We start from the raw sequence: 24,058 nt of genomic DNA on the forward strand, positions 1-24,058 counted from the left end.
TTTGATGAGTAAAATTGTTATAGATAATGCGAAAAAAGTATTTGGGGATACAACCGTAATTGAAGATTTAAATGTTCATATTCCAGATGGTAGCTTATTTACCTTATTAGGACCTTCAGGATGTGGGAAAACAACACTATTACGTATGATTGCAGGTTTTAACTCAATTGAAGGCGGAGATTTTTATTTTGGAGAAAATAGAATTAACGATATTGAACCTAGTAAACGAAATATCGGTATGGTTTTCCAAAACTATGCAATTTTTCCTCATTTAACCGTTAAAGATAATGTAGCTTTTGGATTAAAACAACGTAAATTACCCAAAGACGAAATCGAAAAAACAACTGAAAAATATTTAAAATTAATGCAAATTGATCAATATAAAGATCGTAAACCAGAACAATTAAGTGGTGGACAACAACAACGTGTAGCCCTAGCTAGAGCCTTAGCCATCCACCCAGATGTATTATTAATGGATGAACCACTATCAAACTTAGATGCTAAACTTAGAGTAGATATGCGTCAAGCGATTAGAGAAATCCAACATGAAGTTGGTATTACAACAGTATACGTAACTCATGACCAAGAAGAAGCAATGGCTATCTCAGACCAAATTGCTGTAATGTATGGTGGTGAAATCCAACAAATCGGACGTCCAAAAGAATTATATCACCGTCCAAATAATACATTTGTGGCAACATTTATCGGTCGTACAAATATTATTGATGCAAAATTAGTTAACCATGATGGAAAAGCTCATTTACAATTTGAAAATGGTCAAGAATTAGCATATCCATTATTAGATGGTGCCAAAGATCAAGCAATTAAAGTAAGTATTCGTCCAGAAGAATTTATGCGTGAAGCTGATGGTGAATTTGAAGCAACGATTGAAGATAGTGTTTATTTAGGTAGTGTTACTGAATATTATGTGACAATTCCAGGCTTCAATCAACGTGTTCAAGTCAGCGAAGAATCAACTTTCAATGAAGATTTAGGGAAAGGAGATACATTCAAATTAGCTGTTAATTTACAAAAAATCAATGTATTTACAGCAGATGGGTCACAAAACCTTTTAGGAGGTGGCGCGCATGCAAAAGGATAGTAAAAAAATAAATCTTTGGACAGCAATGTCCTTTCTAATCTTTATTGTCTATTTATTATTCTTGGTATATCCAATTTTCCAAGTATTTATTCAAGCGATGTTTGTTGATGGACATTTCTCATTAGCGAATTTCTCAACATTCTTCTCAAAACGATACTATTCGGAAACTTTATGGAACAGCTTTAAAGTATCAACAACTGCAACAATCTTTGCGTTAATTGTAGGTAGTTTATTAGCTTACTTATTCTCAATGTATCAATTCAAAGGTAAAAAGTTACTACAGATTTGTATTATCATTGCCTCAATGTCGGCACCATTCGTTGGAGCGTACTCATGGATCTTATTATTAGGTCGTCAAGGCGTGATTACAAAATTTTTAATGAACACCTTACATTTCCCTCAAATTGATATTTATGGATTTGGTGGAATCGTATTAGTATTCACATTACAATTATTCCCATTGGTTTTCTTATATGTTTCAGGGGCCTTCAAAAGTATTGATAGCTCAGTTTTGGAAGCTGCAGAAAGCATGGGTTCAACATCTTTTGATCGTATGGTAAAAGTTATCTTGCCTTTATTAACCCCAACATTATTAGCTGCAGCATTACTAGTATTTATGCGCGCGTTTAGTGATTTTGGTACACCAATGTTAATCGGTGAAGGTTACCGTACTTTCCCAGTATTAATCTATAAAGAGTTCATCAGTGAAGTCGGTGGGAACGCAGCATTTGCCTCTTCATTAGCAATTATTGCGATTACCATTGCCTTAGCGATTTTCTTAATTCAAAAATATGTAGCAAATCAATTTAGTTTTAGTATGAATTCACTACACCCAATCCAACCAAAACAATTGACTGGATTCAAACAAGCATTAGTCTATATCGTGGTATTTGGAACAGTATTCATCGCTGTTTTGCCACAATTATATCTAACATATACATCATTCTTAAAAACATCAGGAATGGTATTTGTACCAGGATATTCATTAGATAGTTACCGCATTGCTTTTGATCGTATGGGATCTGCAATCTTAAACACTATCAGAATTCCATTAATGGCTTTAGTTATCGTTGTAATCTTTGCGACAATTATTTCATACTTAGCAGTCCGTAAGAAAAACTTCTTTACATCAATGATTGATAGCTTAAGTATGATTCCATATATTGTGCCAGGTACAGTATTTGGTATTGCATTTATTACGTCATTTAATACAGGTGTCTTTGGAACTGGATTCTTAGCAATTACAGGTACTGCATTTATTATGGTGATGTCATTATCAGTTAGACGTTTACCATATACAATTCGCTCATCTGTTGCTAGCTTATTACAAATCTCACCAAGTATTGAAGAAGCAGCTGAAAGTTTAGGCTCAAGCCGCTTAAATACTTTTATGAAAGTAACAGTACCGATGATGATGTCAGGGGTTATCTCAGGAGCAATCCTTTCTTGGGTAACAATGATCTCAGAATTATCAACATCAATCTTATTATATAACGTTAAGACAAAAACAATGACAGTTGCCATCTATACCGAAGTTTTACGTGGGAATTACGGTGTCGCAGCAGCCTTGTCAACAATCTTAATGGTCTTAACCATCGCATCACTATTACTATTCATGAAAGTATCTAAGAGTGACAGCATTACATTATAACCCCTTATCACCAATCTATTCACTATGAGTAGGTTGGTGTTTTTATAGTTAAAGAGAAGACAAATATTGATAAAATAACTAAAAATACATAGGAAATTATTGGCAAACTCACTATAAAAGGTGTATAATGATTAATGGATTAAGTTTTATTGAACTGGAAATTATTTATAAAAAGTAGGTAGAAGTACTTGCTAAAGTAGTTAATTCGAGGTATAATACAACTTGTGTAAAATATGCAGCAGGAATGAAGAAGCTCGTCAACATTTTATCAACTTATCTGAGTGTAACTAGTAACCAGCGCTGCAAAAGGTGAACGTTCAAGATAAAATGCACGAAATCGATCAAACCGTTTCTTATTTTACTCCAAAAAATAAAAATTATTGGAGGAATGTTCAATGTCACGTTACACTGGACCAAGCTGGAAATTATCACGTCGTTTAGGCGTATCACTTTCAGGAACAGGTAAAGAAATCGCACGTCGTAACTACGTGCCAGGTCAACACGGACCTAACAACCGTAAAAAATTATCAGAGTATGGTTTACAATTACAAGAAAAACAAAAATTACGCCATATGTATGGAATGAATGAACGTCAATTCGTTACTTTATTCAAAAAAGCTGGTAAAATTAAAGAGGGTAAACATGGTGAAAACTTCATGATTATGCTTGAAACTCGTTTAGACAATGCTGTATACCGTTTAGGTTTAGCAACTACTCGTCGTCAAGCTCGTCAATTAGTAAACCACGGCCACATCACAGTTAACGGCAAACGTGTTGATATCCCATCATACGCTATCCAAGTTGGAGACGTTATCGGTGTTCGCGAAAAATCTCGCGACATGAAAATCATTAAAGAAGCAGTTGAATCTTTATTCGGCCGCCCAGAATTCGTTACTTTCGACGAAGAAAAATTAGAAGGTTCATTCAACCGTCTACCATTACGTGAAGAGTTAACAGCTGATGTTGACGAATCATTCATCGTTGAATACTATAACAAATTAGGTTAATATTCTTAACGATTTTAAAACTACTAAGATGTTTTTTTGAACATTTTGGTAGTTTTTTTGTATATAAAAATAAATGATGCCATTGAAGTAATTCTTCAATAACACCATTTATGCTAGAACCAAAATGCCCTAACGATTACTAGTGCTATACCAGCAACAGTTACGGCATAGAGCAATGTCATTTACTAAAGAGATATGCTAGAATAATGAAAAAGAAATCATTATTGAGAGATGAAAGGGTGTGTTAGTTTGGGAGTATTTTGTATTATCATTGTAACTGAGTATCTACCAATTGTGATGACTAGTATTGGTGCGATCGTGCTATTAGTATTCAATGATAGATATTATCAGAAAAATAAAAAGATAGTTAATACATATGTCAGTGAAGGCTTAGCGTTAGGGATGGTATTAGGATGCGTATTAGCAGTTTTATTACATGTTCCAACTAGCATGGGGATTGTGTTAGGGGAAATTATTAGCGTATGTATCGGTGGAACAATCAAAAAGAGTGACTGATGTTATATAAAATGGAATGCACCTTCTGCGGGATAAATAATGATCTTGTGGGAGGTGTATTTTTTATCCATTTTTTGTTGACTATGACGCAACGTAATAGATTAGAATGAAGTTGTTAGGAGGAATAAACATGTACATGATAAAAAAGTAAGTGAACTAAGTGGGGTTTCTGTGCGAACTTTGCAACACTATGATCGAATTGGTTTGTTGGAGCCTAAAAAAGATGAAAAAGGATATCGTTTTTATAGTGATGAAGATATAGATTTATTACAGACGATTTTATTTTATAAATATTTAGGTTTTTCGCTAAAAGAGATTAAAGAATTAGTTGATTGTGAAGACGCAACTAGGTTAAATCATTTGAAACATCAATTAGTTTTACTTCAAAATGAAAAAAAGCGCCTCATAACATTGGTTGCAACATTGGAAAAAACGATTGAGTCAGAAGAAAGGAGTTTTGAAATGTCAAATGAGGAGAAGTTTGTTGGTTTCACAGTGCAAGATAATGCTAAATATCAACATTGTGCAATAAAAGAATATGGTGAAGAAATGGTATTAAAATCAAATAGTACAATTATTATTGATGTTATCAATCGATTATTTATAGAGTTTGCGCAAAATATGAGTGAAGGGCTTAGTGCTATTTCAAAAGAAAATGGTGATTTAGTGGCTGAGTTATATCAAGTAATTTGCGAGAATGCTTTTGATTGTACACTAGAGGATTTTTCTGGAATTGCTTATGCTTATGTGAAGAATCCGGAATTTAGTAAAAATATTAATCAATTTGGTGAGGGTGTTTCGCAATATATTTGTGACGCTGTGCAAGAGTTTGTTAGTAAACATATAAGATAATAACTAGTTTTTCAAAAGTTAGATGTGTATGACTAGTCATCATTTTCATTTTTTAAGCTTACTGGAGTTATTTTCAGTAGGCTTTTTTTATTGAAAAGTATTTTTTCATAATTGGGTTTATGATGGAATGGTTATTTTTATTCGTTATTTGCGTATTTTTAAGTAATTTTGAAAATTTTCGAATGAAATTAGTAGTTTTTGAATGAATTAAAACGGATTAATAAAGCGTTTTCGAAAGCAATAGACTAAAAATGAGTCATAAAAATAAATTTATTGTCACAAGTTCACAAATCGGTTGAGTACTACTTTAATCAATGTTAGAATGAGCAAAAGCTTTATTTTTTAGATATTTTTACCATAATATTAGAATTTTAAAAATAATAGTGGTGGAAGAAAATACTGTTAATAAAAATTGTTTTAATTTTTGTAATACTTGGGTTAATTATTTGGAGTAATGGTTGTTGTTTCTTTAGAAGTTTTAATCATTTTGTATTGTAGTAGTTATCGTTTTTTGAAAGTATTCTAAAGGATTAGTAATAATAAGTCTATATTTCGACTCAAGTCATAAAAAGTATTTTATGTATTTTTAGAGAGTGGGAATATAGTCTTTTTTATTTGAAATAATTGATGGGAAAGGTAGGCGATTTTGTGAAACAAATACAAAAACTAGGATTATTTATTATGGTAGTGCTATTGCTGTGTGACCCAATGACGCTAACTTTATATGCAGAGTACGCAGGGGATAACATAATCCATGACAAAACAACTAATTCAGCTAAGGTATCAGAAACAAAAGAAGCACTTCAAACCAATCGATCTGATTCAGAAGAATATGACAGCAATGCCTTCATTAAAACGATAGAGCAAAAGAAGCAAGATAGTGAAGATATTAGCATAAAAAAAGAAAATGAAACAACTAAAATTCTCCAAGATCAAACAATACCAAAAGACTTAGATAAGAATCAACTAAACAATAAAACAGAAAAGAAGGAAGTACCTTCAAAAAAAGATAGTCTAAAAGTAGAAACGCAACTTCCTTTAGAAGAACCAAAGACCAAAGCAATCGAGGTGACAAAACCTCAGCAGACAATCATCTATCGTTTTTTAAGCTATAAAGGAGAAGAGATTTCATATCAGAAAGCACTTGTTGGGGAAGAATTATTTGAACCAATAGCACCAAAGATTGAAGGGAAAGACTTTTGTGGCTGGTATCTAAAAGATAGTGATAAAAAAATTAATTTTCCTTATCAAGTACCACAACCAACTGAGGTAACAACTAAGGAAGTCATTCTTGTAGCGCATTATCAAGAAACTAGTTGGATAGTGAAATATATGTCTCAACCTAAAGGGAAAAACGGCTATGTTATGAATACCCAACATTATGCTCGGTCCCAAAATGAGTCGCTGCGATTAGCGGAAATGGATAGTTTTACAGTACTTGGCGACACAAAGACGATTGTTGGCTGGCAAGATAAAAATGGTGAAAAGGTGACTACAAAGACAAAGGTTACTAGAGACTTAATACTCTATCCAATTATTAAAGATGTTTGTTGGTTACATTTTGATGTTAATGGCGGTGAACCATTGGAGTCTAAGCATTATAAAAAAGGGGAAAAGATTTATGCAAAGACATTACCTACACCAACAAGAAAAGGGTATAAATTCCTTGGATGGACTACAACAAATGGTGGGAATTTATGGAGCGGCTGGTCAAATAAATATTTTACCATTAATAAAAACATGACCATCAAGGCAAAGTGGCAAGCAGCAGAGACTAAGGTGACGGTGGTAATTTGGCGCCAAAATGTGAATGATCCATTACCTAATACGAACAGTGATAAAGAAGGGATTTTTACAAATAGAGAAATCAAAGCCATGAAAAACCTAGGGATGAATTATGAAAATAATGCTGATTACCAAATGAAGGATAGGGATAAGACGTATTTTTATGCAGAAACCATTACTGTAACAGGAAAAACAGCTGAAGAATTCAATTATCAAAAGATACCTAATATTAAGGCAATATCGGGTGATGGCTTTTATTTAAATAAACATAATACAAAGAAAAATAATGGAACGGTAAAGGTCGCAGCAGATGGGTCGACAATTTATAATATTTATTTAGATCGTGAAATTATCACATATTCGATTGAATGTGCCTATCGAACACTTGGTATTAGAAACTATCATTGTGATGAAATTGATTATTTTAAAAAAGATTGTGTCGGTTATCGTGAACATTTGACTAGTAATTGGTCTTATTTGATATATAAAGGCTTATATGGTTCGGAATGTAAATGGCCAGCAGTGAAAAAATCCTATCTGCATAAATATAGCTGGATGGATAATAGTAGTGAACTTAATGCATTTATTGGTACGGATATTGAAGGTTGCGATACTTATGGCTATTCAATTAATACGCAAGATACCAATAATTCGGTGCGCTTTAGACGAAGAGATTTAAATTGGGCTGGTGGAGATAATGTCTATATCGAAAAATACATTGATGAACATAATGATGGACAGGCTAAATTAGTCACAACGAAAATGGCTAGAATGGTCTCTAATTGGTCAGGAAAAGTTTTTAATCAAAAAATTAGTGATATTTCTGGCTATCAATTAAAGCAAGATGTCGGTTGGCAGTTGTGGAAGAATCAACAAATCAATCAATCAGGTGAATTTAGTGGCGAAAATAAAAATCTTGTGTATTTTACCTTACCAAGCAATGAAAAAGTAGCGGGAAGTACACTTAAAGTATTCTATGAAAAGAAATCTTATAATTTTGAAGTATTTGAATCTCGAAATGGTATTGTTAATCCAACAGCAATCTATACGAAAAAGATTCCCTATCAAGATGAGATACCCGATATTACCAAGGAGAAAACAAAAGATGAGGTGAAGTATCATTTTGTTGGCTATTTTGAGGATCCAAATGGTAAAAAAGAGTATCACTTTAACGGTAAAATGCCAGCGCATAATGTTAGGATTTATGAAGTTTGGCAACCAAATATTGTAACGGTGACTTTTGATGCGACGGTTGGAAGTTTTGAACCTAATGCGCAAACAACAATCTCATTAGCAGCTGGTGAGTATGTAACACCAGATCAGTTACCAACGCTACAAAAGCATAATTATTACCAATTTAAAGATTGGGAAATCGTATTACCAGGAAAACAACCTGAGCCATTTGAATTTAGTAGACCGATTTTAGTGGATACGGTGATTAAAGCAAGATGGATTAGTGATGGAGCTAATTTGCAAGTGAATTACAATGTGTTTGGTAAGAGTATACAAGATGGTCAGTATGCAGCTGGGAATAAATTACTAATTCCAACCATTGAGGAAGTTACTGATACAAATCATAATCCTACTGACTTTATTGGGTGGCGAAGTAATCTAGATGAGTGTATCTATTATCCAGGCGAATTAATGGAGATTCAACCGCCGTCTAGTGGTGGGGAGATTATTTTAACAGCTATTTGGCAAGAGGATGCCCAAGTGAAGTTTCGTATTCATAAAAAGCAAGTAGCCGTCAAACTTGATGCAAAGGAACTTAATAGCCCGATAACTATTGAAAAGCTAAAAAATCAAGAGGTAATCGATACAATCAGCCAGCTAAAAGAAAAGTTTCGGGTGATTGGTTGGTCATTACAAGAAAAAGATAAAGACAATACCATTAAAGAAACAACACCCATCTATATCAATACACTAGATGACAATAATCTTTACGCCATTATTGCAAAAAAGTCAGATATTAAGATTAAGATGCAAGCAAATGGGCAGTTCGTAAGTGACGCGCAAACGTTTGAAGTGAAGATTAGATTGACTGATGCAAGTGGTCAAGCAGTTAATGGTGAAATTGATGGCGTGCACTTTGTAGATGGCATTGGGAAAGTTATGATGAAAAGCGGTGAAACAAAAACGCTTAACGGCTTTTTCAATGACTATCATTGGCAAGTAACCTCCGATATACCTGGCTTTACGTCAACGATTGATAACGAAAAAGGTCAGATGAGTAGTAATTTTAATCCGAATAATGATTTTAATGTATTAGTTACTGAAAATGTTACAATCGATATTCACCAAGAGATGCTTTCGTTACCAATTACAGGTATTCAAACAGGCAGAAATAATGCCTTACTATTGCTTTCTATCGTGCTAATTCCGGCATGTTTATTGATAGAAAAAATATATCTGAAAAGGGGGAAGTGGTATGAATGAATAAACAAGTGAAACGAGAATTACAATCGCTATCATTAAAAATTGCCATTGTTTTAGTGACTGGTGGGATAATGATGGGATTCATTCTTGGAGTAGCAGTCGTTCCAGATGATGCAATGGATCCTGCTGTTAAACCAGGGGATGTTGTTTTATTTGATCGTAATCAGTCTAATTTGATTAATCGAGATGTGGTTGTTTTGTATCGCAACCAACAAAAGACAATTAGACGTATTGTTGCGGTTGAAGGAGATTGTGTGGATATCACTGAAGCAGGTCTTGTGATTAATGGTTATGTTCAACAAGAAACACAGATTACTCATAAGACCAAAGCGTATAAAGAAGGGATTAGTTTTCCTATAACGCTCGAACCAGGGGAAATATTTGTTCTAGGTGATATCAGAAGTCAAGTTGAAGATAGTCGTATCTATGGTCCAATCAAACAAGCAGACTGTCTTGGAAGAGTAATAACGGTTATACGAAGAAGAGGAATTTAAGGGGGATAATAATGAAAAATATGAAAAAATTAGCAATGCTTATCCTTGCGGGGATGACAATTGGCGCAACAACAGTACAAGCAGAAGAAGTAACACAAGAAAATGAAATTACAACTGGGGAGAAAGCTCCACCATTAAATATGGATATTCGTTTCTTTGGAAAACATATAGAAGGTAAAACTCCAGATAAATTTATCCAAAGACCATTTATTAAGGGCAAAGAGATTAAGATTCACATTGAGCAAGTATCAGAAGCGAATTCGATGACTGAAGGTGAAGAAGCTTATTTAGCACCTAATGAAAAGGAAAAAGGGGTTTTTGAAAAATTAGTAGGATTTGGTGATGGTTGGACAAATAACACAACAAATACGAAAACGATTATCATTAATAATAATTCAAAATGGGAGACAGTAACAAACAAGGCGGATCATACTGCAGCACAGTCTGGAACTTATATAGCAGATGATGATTTGTTATGGAGGAGTTCAGTTAGTCCGTTAGAAGTCGCTGAAAAAGAAGCGAAAGCAGGAATTTATGTATTTAAAGTATCGCAAGAATTACCAAGTTTTGATTATCATACAGATGGTAAAGAATTAACCGCATATAAGCATGCAGAGAATGGTTTTGATCATTTTAACTGGGGCTCAACTAAATATTACCATGTTTATGTGAAAAATAATGGTGAAGTTACTTATACCGTTACGACAGATATTAAGGATAAATATAAAATTTATAAAATCCCATCTGATGATGTGCGTTTTGTGAATACTTATTTTAGTAAATCAGAACCAATGGATATAACGGTTACTGGTAAAAATGATAATTTTGCAGAATATACTTTAAAAATGAACCTAACTAATGCGATTCTAAAACAAAATAGTGAAAAAGGAATGAAAGACCAAGCGGTTCGCAATTCCATTACAGGTTCTATTCAAAGAGAGGGAGAAGAACCACGAACTATTGAATTTGAGTTAGACAAAGACTGTTACGTTAACGGTTTGATTAGTGGGGATAAAGTTATTTTTGAAGGTTTACCAGCAGGAACACAAGTAAAAGTTACTGAAGATAGAGTGATGAATGCTATTGAAAAAATTCAATGGACAGTCTTTGAAAATGGCGAAAATATCGCAGCAAGTATTAGGCCTGAAGATAAAATCACAATGCAGCAAGTGGTTTTAGCTGAAAATAAAGAAATAAATGAAAAAATAAATAGTATGACGATTCATAATATTTTTGGTGAAATTAAAATTAATGGTATCTTAACTGGTCGCAACCCAATGATATTAGTGATGACAATAATTGCTGGAGCTGTATTCTTCTATATCTTCATGCAACGCAGAGAAGAAAAACGTGAAGCAGAATAATATAAGTGTCGGGCTGATTCGATTAGTGCATTGGCTGATTGATGAAGTGATTTTACTAGTGGTGATCATCATTTTTATCTTTAGTATCTTTTCAATTCGTCAAGATAAACAAATCTTGTCTCAAGCAGCATCTAATCAGTATTCGCAATATTCACCTGAAAGAGATGGTGGAGCGAGTTATGAGGAATTAAAACGCTTGAATCCTGATTTGCGTGGCTGGATTACAATTTATGATACGAAGATTGATTATCCTGTTGTGCAGAATAGTGATGAATGGGATTATTTGAATCGGAATGTATTACGTGAATTTTCTTTATCGGGTAGTATTTATCTGGAGAAGAATTGTAGTCCTACTTATCAAGATGCGGTGAATATATTGTATGGGCATCATATGGCGCATGATGGGATGTTTGGTGGCATTGACCATTATGAGGAGCGTGACTATTTTGATACGCATCGAAAAGGGGTATTGTATTCTGATGTAGAAAAGCATGAGATTGAGATATTTGCAGTATTTGAAGCAAATGCCTATGACTGGACAATTTACGAGTCGAATCCAGTTGATATGAAGGCCTATCTTAAAGAATTAGCCAAGCGGTCACGTTATTTTGAGGGGGATTATGATGAGTTGGCACAGTACCGGATTGTATTGTTGTCGACTTGTTCAGAAGCCTATAATGATGATCGTCATTTATTGGCAGCTATTATAAAAGAATAGACATAACTAGTTTTTCAAAAGTTAGATGTGTATGAAGAATCATTATTTTCATTTTTTAAGCTTACTGGAGTTATTTTCAGTAGGCTTTTTTTATTGAAAAGTATTTTTTCATAATTGGGTTTATGATGGAATGGTTATTTTTATTAGTTAGGACATGCTTTTTACGATACTTAGCTAGTGGATGATAGTGGGAGTTGGATTTATGACTTTCATTGACTGGGGATGGTATTTTTATTTGTGAATGATAGCAATCTTTTATAACGAAAAATATAATGAGATTGGGAGGTATTTAGATAGAAAAAATGTTCTGAAAGGAAATTGTGATAAAGATGACTGAAGGTAAATTATTTCAAGCGTTACAGTTACCAAACGGGGTCGTATTGAAGAATCGTTTTGTATTGTCTCCGATGATTACAAATTCATCGACTCAAGAAGGATTTGTTACACAAGCAGATATTGATTATGCTTATCGCCGAGCAGATGCAGCCGCTTTACAAATTACTGGGGCAGCTTATATTGAAGAATATGGGCAGTTGTTTGAATATGGGTTTAGTTCGGCAAAAGATGAAGATATTGTTGGTTTAACAGAATTAGCTAAAGCGATGAAAGCAAAAGGAGCTAAGGCGATTTTGCAGTTGACTCATGCTGGTAGATTTGCTAGTCACAGTCTTAAGAAGTATGGCTTTGTGTATGGTCCAAGTGCTATGAAGTTGCAATCGCCAATTGTACATGAGGTAAAAGAATTAACACACAAGCACATCCAACAACTAGTAATCGATTATCAAAACGCCACTAGCCGAGCGATTAAAGCTGGTTTTGATGGAGTGGAAATCTCATCAGCTCAGCGTTTATTAATGCAAGCTTTTTTCTCGCCATTTTCAAACAAGCGTCATGATGAATATGGGAGAGACTCGCTAGAAAATCGTGCTAGATTTGCTTTAGAAGTCTTAAGAGGAGTCAATGATGTGATAAAAAAAGAAGCTCCGAAGGGTTTTATTTTAGGCTTTCGGGCAACTCCTGAAGAGACTCGTGGTAGTCAAGTTGGCTATTCAGTGGAAGAATTTATTACGCTTGTGGAATGGATATTAGAATTGGCTGATATCCAATATTTGGCGATTGCAAGTTGGGGGCATAATGTTTTTAGAAATCGTGTGCGAGCTAAGGGAGCATATGAAGGTCAGCTTGTTACAGAAATTATTTGGCGTCATTTTTTTGGACGTTTACCCATTATGGCAACTGGTGGCATCAATACGCCAGAAAAAGTTGCTGAAGCTTTAAAGTATGCTGATTTTGTTGGTAGTGCTAGTCCTTTAGTGGTAGATCCTGAATTTTTGCAAAAGATGGAAACAGGGCGCCAATCAGAAATTAATTTTAAAATAAAATTTGAAGATTTAGCATCCTTAAAGATTCCTGAAGCTTCATTTAAGGATATTGTTCCTTTAATGGATTATGGTGAGTCGATTCCTAAAGAGTCACGGGAATTATTTAGAAGTCTGATTACTAATTATCATAAGGAGTCACTATTATGAAATTAAGTGTATTAGATTATGGAGTGATTGATTACGGGGGAACTGCGACTACAGCATTACAACAGACGCTTTCTCTAGCGCAAACTGCAGAAAAATATGGGTATTATCGATTTTTAGTTGCAGAACATCACCATATTGCCGCTTTTTCAACAAGTAGTCCAGAAATATTAACATGCTATCTTGCTAGTCAAACTGAAAGCATTCGTATTGGTACAGCTGGAATTATGTTAATGCACTATAGTCCATATAAAGTAGCCGAACAAATGAAAACTCTAGCAGCTCTTTTCCCAGGAAGGATTGATTTAGGAATTGGGAGTGCTATGGGGACATTAGTTGTGCAACGAGCCTTAGAAACAAGGCACAACAAAAAGGAATATCCTCAGCTTTTACAGCAATTATTGGATGATTTAAGTGGAAAAGGCTTGGTTAGAACATACCCTAAGATTCATCATTTGCCAAATGTTTTTGTATTAAGTAGTAGTGAAGTGACTGCTCAATTAGCTGCTCAATTAGGTCTTAGTTATACATTTGGAATATTTCCATTTATGAAAAAAGATCTTACATTAGAAGCTCAAAAGATTCCTGCTAGCTATCGTCAAGCGTTTAAAGTGTCTGAATTTTCACAAAAGCCTTATGTAATATTTGCCTGTTTTATTGTTATTGCAGAGACGGCAAAAGAAGCAGAAGCTATGGCAAAATGTTTAGATATTTGGATGCTTGGAAAAGAGGATTTCAATAAATTTAAAACCTATCCCACTATAGAACAAGCTAAAAATTATTCTTTATCAAAACAAGATAAAAATAAAATACAAGAACAACGTAAAAGGATGGTTATTGGTAATTCAAAAGAAGTAAAAGCCAAACTCGATAAGTATTTGGCATTAAGTCAAGCCGATGAATTATTAGTGATTCCACTCGTACCGGGATTCGAAAATCGAAAAAAAGCAGTACAATTATTAGCGCAATTATACTTGTGATGACATATAAATTAAAGCTTAGGATATTTCCTAGCAATAGTATGTAACAGTAGAAAGGAATAGATGAAGATGACAAAAATTGCTAATTATTTATTATTAGAAAAGGAAGATGACTTAGTAACAATTCGTATGACTGCAGAATTACAAGATGATGTGGGGACGATTGGCTATATTGATTTTACAAAAGAAGAACACTTAGCTAAAGAAGATGTTATTTTAAATTTAGAAGCGTCTAAAACTGTCATGGAAATAGTGTCACCAATTGCTGGTCGAATCGTAAAAATAAATCATGCAGCCAGTGACACACCAACATTACTAAATTCAGAAAAAGCAACAGAGAACTGGTTATGTGTCTTAGCAGATGTCGATGCAACTGAATTTGATGCATTAGAAGATGCTTAAGTCTGAGATAGCTACGAAAGAAGAATTAGTACCATTACTTGATCAATTAATCGAAGCTTTAGCGAGTAATGGTGCGATTAGCGAAAACAAACAGGCAATTAGTTTTCAAGAGAAGTTTTCTATTTGGCGTGGTTTGATTAATCAGACAGCTCCAAGTGAGATAACTGCTGATTATCTGATGTTAGAATCAGCTTTTTTAACAAAATATTTTACTAAAGAAGTTATCGCAACGCTTACAGATTGCCAACTGACTAATTACCCGAATATCTTACTTTACCATGGAGATATTACTCATTTAGCAGTTGATGCAATTGTGAATGCTGCCAATAGTGATATGTTAGGATGCTTTATCCCAAATCACCATTGTATTGATAATGCGATTCATACATTTGCGGGAGCTCAGTTGCGTTTGGAATGCCAACAAATTATGCAAGAACAAGGCCATAAAGAAGCAATTGGTCGAGCAAAGGTAACATTAGGCTATCATTTACCAGCTAAGTATATTATCCATACGGTAGGACCACAAATGAGAGCGAATCAGCCTGTTAGTTCTATTAAAAGAGATTTGCTGAAAAAGTCCTATCAAGCATGTCTAGATACTGCATACCAACAACATATAACGACACTTGCATTTTGTAGTATCTCAACGGGAGTATTTGGCTTTCCAAAAGAATTAGCTGCTAAAATTGCGGTGACAACTGTGATAGAGTGGTTAAAAAATCACCCAACAAGTTTACAAATTGTTTTTGTAACATTTACAAAAAAAGATCAAGACTTATACCAACAATTATTGAAGGGGGACATCAATGAGTAAATGGCAAAGTATTAATGAAAGGGAGTTCTTAAGTCAGTCGGAGTTATTAAGTAAGTTAATAGATGAAGCTGATGCACTTGTGGTAGGGATTGGGGCTGGAATGTCAGCAGCAGATGGCTTTATGTATATTGGTCCACGTTTTGAGGAGGCTTTCCCTGATTTTATTGAAAAGTATCATTTTTTGGATATGCTTCAAGCGAGTTTATTTGATTTTCCTGATTGGTGTGAATATTGGGCATTTCAAAGTCGTTTTGTAGCCTTAAATTATTTGGATCAACCAATAGGCAAGTCCTATCTAGCCTTACGTCACTTACTGGAAGATAAAGACTATCATATTATTACGACGAATGCAGATAATGCCTTTTTGGTAAGTGGATATGACTTGGAGAAGGTCTTTCATATTCAAGGTGAGTATGGATTGATGCAGTGTAGTAAGCATTGTCACCAACAAACTTATCATGACGAAGCAGTAATTCGCAAGATGATTCAAGAACAATCCAATAGGAAGATTCCACGTGAATTATTACCCCATTGCCCTAAGTGTGATGCTCCCATGGAAATTAATAAACGTAATGCCGATAAAGGAATGGTTGAAGATGGTGACTTTCAAAAACAACATGCACATTACCAAGATTTTCTAGACAAACATCTAAGTGGGAAAGTTTTATATATGGAGATTGGTATTGGCTCAACAACACCACAATTTATCAAACAACCATTTTGGAAGATGACAGCTAATAACCCGGACGCACTATATATTAGCTTAAATTATAAACATTATCGCCTACCAAAAGAGATTCGACAAAGAAGCTTAAATTTAACAGAAAATATTCAAACATTATTAATCAATACAGAAAAAATAATGACTAAAAATAATAAAGGAGAAATGAAGAATGTATCTAATTGAACCTATTAAAAATGGCAAACGTATTACTGATGGAGCAATCGCTTTAGCAATGCAAGTCTATGTGCAACAACACATTTTCTTAGATGATGATATCTTATTCCCATATTATTGTGATCCAAAAGTAGAGATTGGAAAATATCAAAATGCAATTATTGAAGTTAATGAAGAATATTTAAAAGAACATCAAATTCCGGTAGTCCGTCGCGATACTGGTGGTGGAGCAATCTATGTAGATTCTGGTGCCGTTAATGTTTGTTATTTAATTAATGATAATGGTGTTTTCGGGGATTTCAAACGTACATATGAGCCGGCTGTGAAAGCTCTACATCATCTAGGTGCTACTGGTGTTGAAATGACTGGGCGTAACGATTTAACATTAGAAGGAAAAAAAGTGTCTGGTGCTGCAATGACTATCGTAAATAATCGGGTATATGGTGGCTATTCATTATTATTAGATGTCAATTATGATGCAATGGAAAAAGTTCTTAGTCCAAACCGTAAAAAGATTGAATCAAAAGGTATTAAATCAGTTCGTAGTCGTGTGGGAAGTCTAAGACCATACTTAGCTGAAGAATATAAAGATGTAACTGTTGAAGAATTTAAAAATTTAGTGGTTTGCCAGTTATTAGGAATTGAGTCAATCGACCAAGCCAAACGCTATGAATTAACCGAGGAAGATTGGCAAGGGATTGAAGCTTTAGCAAATGAAAAATACAAAAATTGGGAATGGAATTATGGTAATTCACCACAATATAGCTATCATCGTGATGCGCGATTTGCTGGTGGAACCATTGATATCCATTTAGAAATTGAACAAAGTCGTATTGCCGCTTGTCGTATTTATGGTGATTTCTTTGGAAAAGAAGATATTTCAGAGATTGAACTGGCTTTAATAGGTACTAAGATGGAAAGACAAGAAGTCATTAAAGCATTACAAGACTTTGATTTACGAGCTTACTTTGGCGCTGTTAAATTAAATGATTTTGTTGATTTGATTTTTTCTTAATTAACTCTTATAAGAATAGTAAACGAGTAGGAAATAATAGATTCTTGCTCGTTTTTTGTTTTTTTTATAAAAATATTTGTGACGAATGAGGACATCTAAAGTAAAATATCCAACTATATTACCAAATGAATCACAAAGTAAGCGGATACTTTAGAGAATATATCCCGTTTTTAAATCGTAACCATTACTATTTACAAAATAGTTAAAATGTTTTAGAATGTTTTTAAGGAATTTCAGAAAGGAGATTTTCAAAAAAAATAGAAAGAAGGAAGTGTGATGCGTAAAAAATCACTAATGTTATTGGGGGTTGTAGTCGTTCTATTAATGGGATTATGGGGATGCTCTCAGAAAGAGACTACTACACAAGAACAAGATGGCTTGACCATTGTGACAAGTTTTTATCCAATGTATGCTATTACGAAAGAAATTTCGGGAGAGTATAATCAAGTGATGATGATTAGAAGTGGTGCAGGGATTCATTCCTTTGAACCGTCAGCTGCTGATGTGGCGGCGATTCATGATGCTGATATTTTTATTTATCATTCACGAACATTAGAACCTTGGGCAAAACGTGTGAATGATTCTTCCAAAAAAGATTCAAAAGTGAAGATGATCGAAGCTTCAGAAGGAATAACTTTGGATCGCGTGGAAGGATTAGAAGATATCAAGGTTGAAGAAGGGATTGATGAAAAGACATTATTTGATCCACATTCATGGCTTGATCCGGAATTAGTGGCATTAGAAGCTGAAAATATTGCTGAACAATTAATAGCACTAGATTCTGAACATGCGGATACCTATCGTAAAAATGCACAAGAATTTGCAGAAAAAGCGCGTGGATTAGTTACCAAATATCAACCGATTTTTGAACAAGTTCCGCAAAAGACATTCGTAACACAGCATACAGCATTTTCATATTTAGCAAAACGATTCGGTCTAAGACAATTGGGAATTTCAGGTATTTCACCTGACTTAGAGCCGAGTCCAAAACGTTTAAAAGAGATTCAGGATTTTGTAGAAGAATATCATGTGAAGACGATTTTTGTTGAGCCTAATGTATCAACGGATATTGCTCAAGTAATTGCTGAGGAAACGGGAGTCCAAATTGCATTACTTGACCCATTAGAATCTGACCCACAAAATAATCTACCATTTCTAACGAATTTAGAAAATAATTTACAAACATTACAAAATGTATTGGGAGAATAGATATAAGGAGTGTTTACATGAAAAAAATATCGAATTCATGGCCGAAATATCTGTTAGCAGCTGGTTTGGGAGCCACAATTGCAACAGGCGGTCAATATATATTAAGTAGTATGGTGCCAGAAGATGATGTGAATAATCGTGTACAATATATTAGTGAGGGAGTTAATGTAGAAAATCAATCACATCAAAAAACACCAGAAGAAATATCTTTAGAGGAAGGTATTGATGCAGAACAAATCGTTGTAAAGATTACTGATGATGGCTATGTAACATCACACGGGGATCATTTCCATTATTATAATGGGAAAGTACCATATGATGCGATTATTAGTGAAGAATTATTATTACAAGATAGTAATTATCAATTAAAAGATGAAGATATTCAGTACGAATTAGCAGATGGGTATATGCTAAAAATTAATGGAAAATATTTTGTCTATGTAAAAGATCGAAAAGTTGCCAAAAACATTCGTACAAAAGAAGACATTAAAGAGCAGCGTGATCGAATTATTAATGGTTCGACTCATAAACATCCAGTTGCTGCTAACACAACGGGAGAAGGGGAAGTACGATATACAACAGATGATGGCTATGTCTTTACAGTAGAATCAATTGTACAAGATGTGGGAGATGCTTTTATTTGTAGTCATGGCGATCATTTCCATTATATTCCAAAATCTGATTTATCAGCTAAGGAATTACGCGAAGCAAATCAATATTTATATGGAACAACTAACTCAGGAGGACATGGTATTACGCAAGTAGCCCATTATATTCCGCCTAAACGAAATACAGGCGGCGTAACGCATATCGTTGCAAAGCCGGTACAACCGCAGCAACCGGTAGAAGTGACAAAAGACTTCCAACAATTATTACAAGACTATTATAAATTACCAAAAGACCAACGCCATGTTGAAGGGGACGGCTTAGTATTTGACCCAATGCAAGTCACTATTAAGAACTCATTTGGGTATGTTATCCCGCATGGTGACCACTTCCATATTATTCCGCCGAGTCAATTGTCAGCCCTAGAAATCCAATTAGCTGATATGGCCTTAGCGCAAAAACAAAATAATGTTGTTGTGGTAACACCAACACCAGATAAGCCAAATACAGGAGGCGAAGTGGTAACACCAGATAAACCAAATACAGGTGGCGAAGTGGTAACACCAGACAAGCCAAATACAGGAGGCGAAGTGGTAACACCAGATAAACCAAATACAGGAGGCGAAGTGGTAACACCAACACCAGATAAGCCAAATACAGGAGGCGAAGTGGTAACACCAGATAAACCAAATACAGGAGGCGAAGTGGTAACACCAGACAAGCCAAATACAGGAGGCGAAGGTGAAACACCAGAATATCCAGATGGTATTAAGCCAGAATTATTAATGGAAATAAAAGATTTACCATATAATTTATCACATGCTGATATGGAAGTAGAAGGCGGATTCCGTGTGCCGCACTGGGATCACTACCACTATGTTCAATTCTCATGGTTAGATGAAAAAGACCGTGATAAAATTATCGCAACCGTACGTTATCTATTACTTCACCCAGAATTAAAACCAGAAGTAGAAGATGGTTGGGGAGGAGCAGATGTTAACCCAGGACAAGATATCACTGAACCAGACGAACCAACAACTACTGAAGAAGATTTGGAGCAAATGATTGAAAGAGTGACAAAAGCCTTAACTATTTCAGAAGATGACTTCTGGGAGTATACAACTCCAATCGCACAAAAATATCATACATCAATTGACCAATTGAAGATTGATAACCAAGGTAAAGTCACTGTAACAACAGATAAAGGTAAAGTATTTGTTAATATCTATACAGCTGAAGAAATCTCAGAAACCGCTGAAGTGGTGAAACCAACACCAGAAAATCCAGACAAGCCAAATACAGGTGGCGAAGGTGAAATACCAACTGAACTAGATAGATTACATGCAGTTGTACCATTACATACCGAAAAAATTGATATGAATGGTAAGCCATCTAAAAAAGGTACGGATGGTAAGCCTTATGACACTTCGGATGGTTATATCTTCACACCAGAATCAGTCTTCCAAATTGATCATGATGCTGTACTTGCATGGCATATTACACCAGAGCATGGTAAGCATATTCACTGGATTCCATTAGGAGACTTGGAAGATTCAGAATTAGAAGCATTAGCATTGTATTATCAAAACTTACCAAAAGACAAAAAAGACACAATTAAATTAGCTTATGATCACCGTGTAGATAAAACAGACAAACCAAATACAGGTGCTGAAGGAGAAACACCAGACAAACCAAATACAGGAAGCGTTGTGGTAACACCAGAATATCCAGATGGCATTAAACCAGAATTATTAATGGACATCAAAGATTTACCATATAATTTATCACATGCCGATATGGAAGTAGAAAGTGGATTCCGTGTACCGCACTGGGATCATTACCACTATGTTCAATTCTCATGGTTAGATGAAAATGACCGTGATAAAATTATCGCAACTGTTCGTTATTTATTACTTCACCCAGAATTAAAACCAGAAGTAGAAGATGGTTGGGGAGGAGCAGAAGTCGCCCCAGGTCACGATACTACTGAACCAGATGAACCAACAACTACTGAAGAAGATTTTGATCAAATGGTTGAAAGAGTCACAAAAGCCTTAACTATTTCAGAAGATGACTTTTATGATTACACTTCACCAATTGCACAAAAATATCATACATCAATTGATTTATTAAAAATTGATAACACAGGTAAAGTCACTGTAACAACAGATAAAGGTAAAGTATTTGTTAATATCTACACAGGTCAAGAAATCTCAGAAACCGCTGAAGTGGTGAAACCAGCACCAGCTGAAAAGAGCTATGAAGAATTATTAAAAGCTTATTATGAATTACCAAAAGAAAAACGTGGTCAATTACCAAATGGCATGATTTTTGATCCAGCTAAAGTAACAGAGAAAATGGAATTTTTAGGCTATGCTATTCCAGTTGGTAAAATTTTATATGCTTTTGAAGAATCAAGATTATCACCATTAGAAATTCAATTAGCAGAGCTTGCACTACAAAGACGAGCAGATAATTTGCCAGTGGATGTTATTAAAGATCCTTTAGACGAAGAGATTCCAGCACCAGCTGAAAAGACATATGAAGAATTATTAAAAGCTTATTATGAATTACCAGAAAACAAACGCCATCATGAAATAAATGGTTTGGTATTTGATCCAGAAAAGATTCTATGCAAAGAAGGTAATGAATATCTCTTTAACTATCGAGGGGAATTACAAGGAATATATCTCAGTGATTTATCAGAAGATGAAAGAAAATTAGGTGAACTATTCTTGGAAAAACAAGGAGCACAATGCTTACTACCAGATGAAGTTGACCCTAGTGACGTTGGTAAACAAGAATATATTGATTTACTCAACCAATTATATGCTTTACCAAAAGAAAAACGTCATGTTGAAGGAGATGGTTTAGTATTTGATCCAACAACTATTATTAAGAAAAATGGACCAGGTTATGTGATTCCACATGAAGACCATACGCACTTTATTTGGGAATCTGATTTATCAGAATTAGAAGTACAATTAGCTGAATTAGTGCTACAAAGAAAAGAATATGGATTAGCTATTGATTTGGTAAAAGATCCATTAGCAGAAAATCATGAAGGACATCACCATCACGATGATCACGAAGACCATCAAGAACCAGCAAAACCAGCTGAAAAATCTTATGAAGAATTACTAAAAGAATATTATGCATTACCACTTAAAGACCGTTATCAAGATGGTAATAATTTTGTGTTCGATCCAGCAAAAGTGATTAAAAAGATTGTCACAGAAAATGGACTAGTCGCTTATGCTCATCCAGGGCTTTTCTATACACAAAATTTCCCAGCATCATGGTTATCACCATTAGAACTAAAATTAGCTGATATGGCTTTAGAAAGAAAAGCACAAGGCTTATCAACAACTATCACAGTCGAAAAGCCAGCCAAACCTTTTGACAAACCATATGAAGAATTATTAAAAGAATATTATGCACTACCACTTGAAGAGCGTTATCAAGATGAGGATGATTTTGTTTTTGATCCTGCAAAATTAACCGAAAAAATTATCAAGTCAAGTGGCATAGTGGGTTACTCTCAACCTGAAAGTGACTATACCCATGATGTTTTAGCTGAATTATTATCACCAATGGAACTCCAATTAGCAGAAATGGCAATAGAAAGACTATCAGACGGATTACCAATTGGATTACCAGCAGAAGATACAACTACTGAGCCACAAGAAGACATAATAACTACTGAACCAGCTGAAAAATCTTATGAAGAATTACTAAAAGAATATTATGCATTACCACTTGATGAGCGTTATCAAGAAGTGAATGATTTTGTCTATGATCCAGCAAAAGTAGTTGAAAAAATTGAAAAGCGTGGAAGGGTAGGCTATGCGCAACCTGGAACATACTATGTACACAAAATTCCAGCAGTTCTTTTATCAGATTTAGAGGTTAAATTAACAGAAATGGCACTAGAAAGAAAAGCACAAGGCCTATCTGTTGAATTGCCAGCAGAAGTTGAAGAACCTGTTGAAGAACCAGCAGAGGACACTACAACTACTGAACCAGTAACAGATGACACAACAGATTCACAAGACGATGCAACAACGAGTCAAGATATTACTGCACCAACTGATTTAAGTGATCAAGATGCCGTAATTGAATATATTCAACAAAAATTCAATATCGACTCAGGAGAATTCTATTTCAAATATGTATTTAATATTACTAAAAAATATCCAGTTTCAATGGAAGAAATGACTTTTGATACTAATGGAAATGTTACATTAGACACAAAAACTGAAACAATTGTGGTTAACTTCCTAACAGGAGAAGAAATTTCAAGAACTCCTAAACAAGGAACTACAAGATCAATAGAAGTGATGAATATAGCTTCTGAAGTAGAAGTAACTACTGAACCACAATCTATTCCATCAACAACACCAACATCAGATGAAGTGCCCGTACAAGAAGCACCATCAGAAGACGTAACAGTTGATGAAGATGCAACAAACGCTACAGTACAAGACGCAACTTCAGGGGATAAAGACGTTCCACAAACACAAGATGAACCAACTATCCAAGAATCAACTGAAGAAGTCGCTTAAACTTTATAGACATTAATCATTATTGAAAAATAATGACTAATTAAAACTGAAAACTCTAACTTTCTAACAAGAAAGCACGTTACCTCAACCCTTGACAAGTGAAGTAACGTGCTTTTTT

The 24,058-nt window shown here is 34.5% G+C and carries 17 protein-coding genes and 1 pseudogene; all 18 read left to right on the forward strand.

The window, feature by feature from the left end:
- The first annotated feature begins 4 nt into the window (after positions 1-4).
- The 18 genes and pseudogenes from BMX09_RS00310 (at position 5) to BMX09_RS00390 (ending at position 23,940) form a co-directional block, all read left to right on the forward strand.
- On the forward strand, positions 5-1,102 hold the full coding sequence (locus BMX09_RS00310; RefSeq protein ID WP_089745472.1) for an ABC transporter ATP-binding protein: 1,098 nt from the start codon (positions 5-7) through the stop codon (positions 1,100-1,102).
- On the forward strand, positions 1,089-2,753 hold the full coding sequence (locus BMX09_RS00315; RefSeq protein WP_089745475.1) for an ABC transporter permease: 1,665 nt from the start codon (positions 1,089-1,091) through the stop codon (positions 2,751-2,753). Before BMX09_RS00310 ends, BMX09_RS00315 begins: the two co-directional genes overlap by 14 nt.
- A 395-nt stretch (positions 2,754-3,148) precedes the next feature.
- Positions 3,149-3,760: a 30S ribosomal protein S4 gene (gene rpsD, locus BMX09_RS00320; RefSeq protein ID WP_089745477.1), complete on the forward strand. Its 612-nt coding sequence runs from the start codon at positions 3,149-3,151 to the stop codon at positions 3,758-3,760.
- A gap of 249 nt (positions 3,761-4,009) precedes the next feature.
- The gene (locus tag BMX09_RS00325) at positions 4,010-4,276 is read left to right on the forward strand and encodes a hypothetical protein (RefSeq protein WP_089745478.1); all 267 of its coding nucleotides are present in this window, start codon (positions 4,010-4,012) and stop codon (positions 4,274-4,276) included.
- A 156-nt stretch (positions 4,277-4,432) separates the two neighbouring features.
- A pseudogene (locus tag BMX09_RS10345) lies at positions 4,433-4,594 on the forward strand (MerR family transcriptional regulator); the annotation flags it as partial.
- Between the two features lie 42 nt (positions 4,595-4,636).
- Complete coding sequence (locus BMX09_RS10415) at positions 4,637-5,128, forward strand: TipAS antibiotic-recognition domain-containing protein (protein WP_407645238.1); 492 nt, start codon at positions 4,637-4,639, stop codon at positions 5,126-5,128.
- 648 nt (positions 5,129-5,776) lie between these two features.
- Positions 5,777-9,349 carry an InlB B-repeat-containing protein gene (locus BMX09_RS00335; RefSeq protein WP_177159470.1) on the forward strand — a complete coding sequence of 1,191 codons (3,573 nt, stop codon included), beginning with the start codon at positions 5,777-5,779 and terminating at the stop codon, positions 9,347-9,349.
- Entirely contained in the window at positions 9,346-9,843 is a 498-nt protein-coding gene (lepB, locus tag BMX09_RS00340; RefSeq protein ID WP_089745484.1) for a signal peptidase I, read from the forward strand. The genes BMX09_RS00335 and lepB overlap by 4 nt, the downstream gene beginning before the upstream one ends.
- A gap of 11 nt (positions 9,844-9,854) precedes the next feature.
- Positions 9,855-11,207 (forward strand): hypothetical protein, encoded by a 1,353-nt coding sequence (locus BMX09_RS00345; protein ID WP_089745486.1) that lies wholly within the window; start codon positions 9,855-9,857, stop codon positions 11,205-11,207.
- Positions 11,194-11,925, forward strand: coding sequence for a class B sortase (srtB, locus tag BMX09_RS00350; RefSeq protein ID WP_177159471.1), 732 nt, complete (start codon positions 11,194-11,196; stop codon positions 11,923-11,925). Before BMX09_RS00345 ends, srtB begins: the two co-directional genes overlap by 14 nt.
- Before the next feature lie 323 nt (positions 11,926-12,248).
- The gene (locus tag BMX09_RS00355) at positions 12,249-13,454 is read left to right on the forward strand and encodes an oxidoreductase (RefSeq protein ID WP_407645239.1); all 1,206 of its coding nucleotides are present in this window, start codon (positions 12,249-12,251) and stop codon (positions 13,452-13,454) included.
- Entirely contained in the window at positions 13,451-14,431 is a 981-nt protein-coding gene (locus tag BMX09_RS00360) for an MsnO8 family LLM class oxidoreductase (protein WP_089745491.1), read from the forward strand. Before BMX09_RS00355 ends, BMX09_RS00360 begins: the two co-directional genes overlap by 4 nt.
- Before the next feature lie 69 nt (positions 14,432-14,500).
- The gene (locus tag BMX09_RS00365) at positions 14,501-14,833 is read left to right on the forward strand and encodes a glycine cleavage system protein H (protein ID WP_089745493.1); all 333 of its coding nucleotides are present in this window, start codon (positions 14,501-14,503) and stop codon (positions 14,831-14,833) included.
- A complete protein-coding gene (locus BMX09_RS00370) occupies positions 14,826-15,647 on the forward strand; it encodes a protein-ADP-ribose hydrolase (RefSeq protein ID WP_089745495.1) in 822 nt (273 codons plus the stop codon). Before BMX09_RS00365 ends, BMX09_RS00370 begins: the two co-directional genes overlap by 8 nt.
- The gene (locus BMX09_RS00375) at positions 15,640-16,554 is read left to right on the forward strand and encodes an SIR2 family NAD-dependent protein deacylase (protein WP_089745497.1); all 915 of its coding nucleotides are present in this window, start codon (positions 15,640-15,642) and stop codon (positions 16,552-16,554) included. Before BMX09_RS00370 ends, BMX09_RS00375 begins: the two co-directional genes overlap by 8 nt.
- Positions 16,541-17,560: a lipoate--protein ligase gene (locus tag BMX09_RS00380; RefSeq protein ID WP_089745499.1), complete on the forward strand. Its 1,020-nt coding sequence runs from the start codon at positions 16,541-16,543 to the stop codon at positions 17,558-17,560. Before BMX09_RS00375 ends, BMX09_RS00380 begins: the two co-directional genes overlap by 14 nt.
- Before the next feature lie 276 nt (positions 17,561-17,836).
- Entirely contained in the window at positions 17,837-18,769 is a 933-nt protein-coding gene (locus tag BMX09_RS00385; protein ID WP_089745501.1) for a metal ABC transporter solute-binding protein, Zn/Mn family, read from the forward strand.
- 17 nt (positions 18,770-18,786) lie between these two features.
- The gene (locus tag BMX09_RS00390; protein ID WP_089745503.1) at positions 18,787-23,940 is read left to right on the forward strand and encodes a pneumococcal-type histidine triad protein; all 5,154 of its coding nucleotides are present in this window, start codon (positions 18,787-18,789) and stop codon (positions 23,938-23,940) included.
- The last annotated feature ends 118 nt before the right edge of the window (positions 23,941-24,058 follow it).

The sequence above is a fragment of the Granulicatella balaenopterae genome (assembly GCF_900111135.1).
In the GTDB taxonomy this organism is placed as follows: Bacteria; Bacillota; Bacilli; order Lactobacillales; family Aerococcaceae; genus Granulicatella; species Granulicatella balaenopterae.

Excerpts from the sequence above, each read along its gene's own strand:
- BMX09_RS00310 (WP_089745472.1), top strand. The coding sequence starts at position 5 with ATGAGTAAAATTGTTATAGATAATGCGAAAAAAGTATTTGGGGATACA.
- BMX09_RS00315 (WP_089745475.1), top strand. The coding sequence starts at position 1,089 with ATGCAAAAGGATAGTAAAAAAATAAATCTTTGGACAGCAATGTCCTTT.
- rpsD (WP_089745477.1), top strand. The coding sequence starts at position 3,149 with ATGTCACGTTACACTGGACCAAGCTGGAAATTATCACGTCGTTTAGGC.
- lepB (WP_089745484.1), top strand. The coding sequence starts at position 9,346 with ATGAATAAACAAGTGAAACGAGAATTACAATCGCTATCATTAAAAATT.
- BMX09_RS00345 (WP_089745486.1), top strand. The coding sequence starts at position 9,855 with ATGAAAAATATGAAAAAATTAGCAATGCTTATCCTTGCGGGGATGACA.
- BMX09_RS00360 (WP_089745491.1), top strand. The coding sequence starts at position 13,451 with ATGAAATTAAGTGTATTAGATTATGGAGTGATTGATTACGGGGGAACT.
- BMX09_RS00365 (WP_089745493.1), top strand. The coding sequence starts at position 14,501 with ATGACAAAAATTGCTAATTATTTATTATTAGAAAAGGAAGATGACTTA.
- BMX09_RS00370 (WP_089745495.1), top strand. The coding sequence starts at position 14,826 with ATGCTTAAGTCTGAGATAGCTACGAAAGAAGAATTAGTACCATTACTT.
- BMX09_RS00375 (WP_089745497.1), top strand. The coding sequence starts at position 15,640 with ATGAGTAAATGGCAAAGTATTAATGAAAGGGAGTTCTTAAGTCAGTCG.
- BMX09_RS00380 (WP_089745499.1), top strand. The coding sequence starts at position 16,541 with ATGTATCTAATTGAACCTATTAAAAATGGCAAACGTATTACTGATGGA.
- BMX09_RS00385 (WP_089745501.1), top strand. The coding sequence starts at position 17,837 with ATGCGTAAAAAATCACTAATGTTATTGGGGGTTGTAGTCGTTCTATTA.
- BMX09_RS00390 (WP_089745503.1), top strand. The coding sequence starts at position 18,787 with ATGAAAAAAATATCGAATTCATGGCCGAAATATCTGTTAGCAGCTGGT.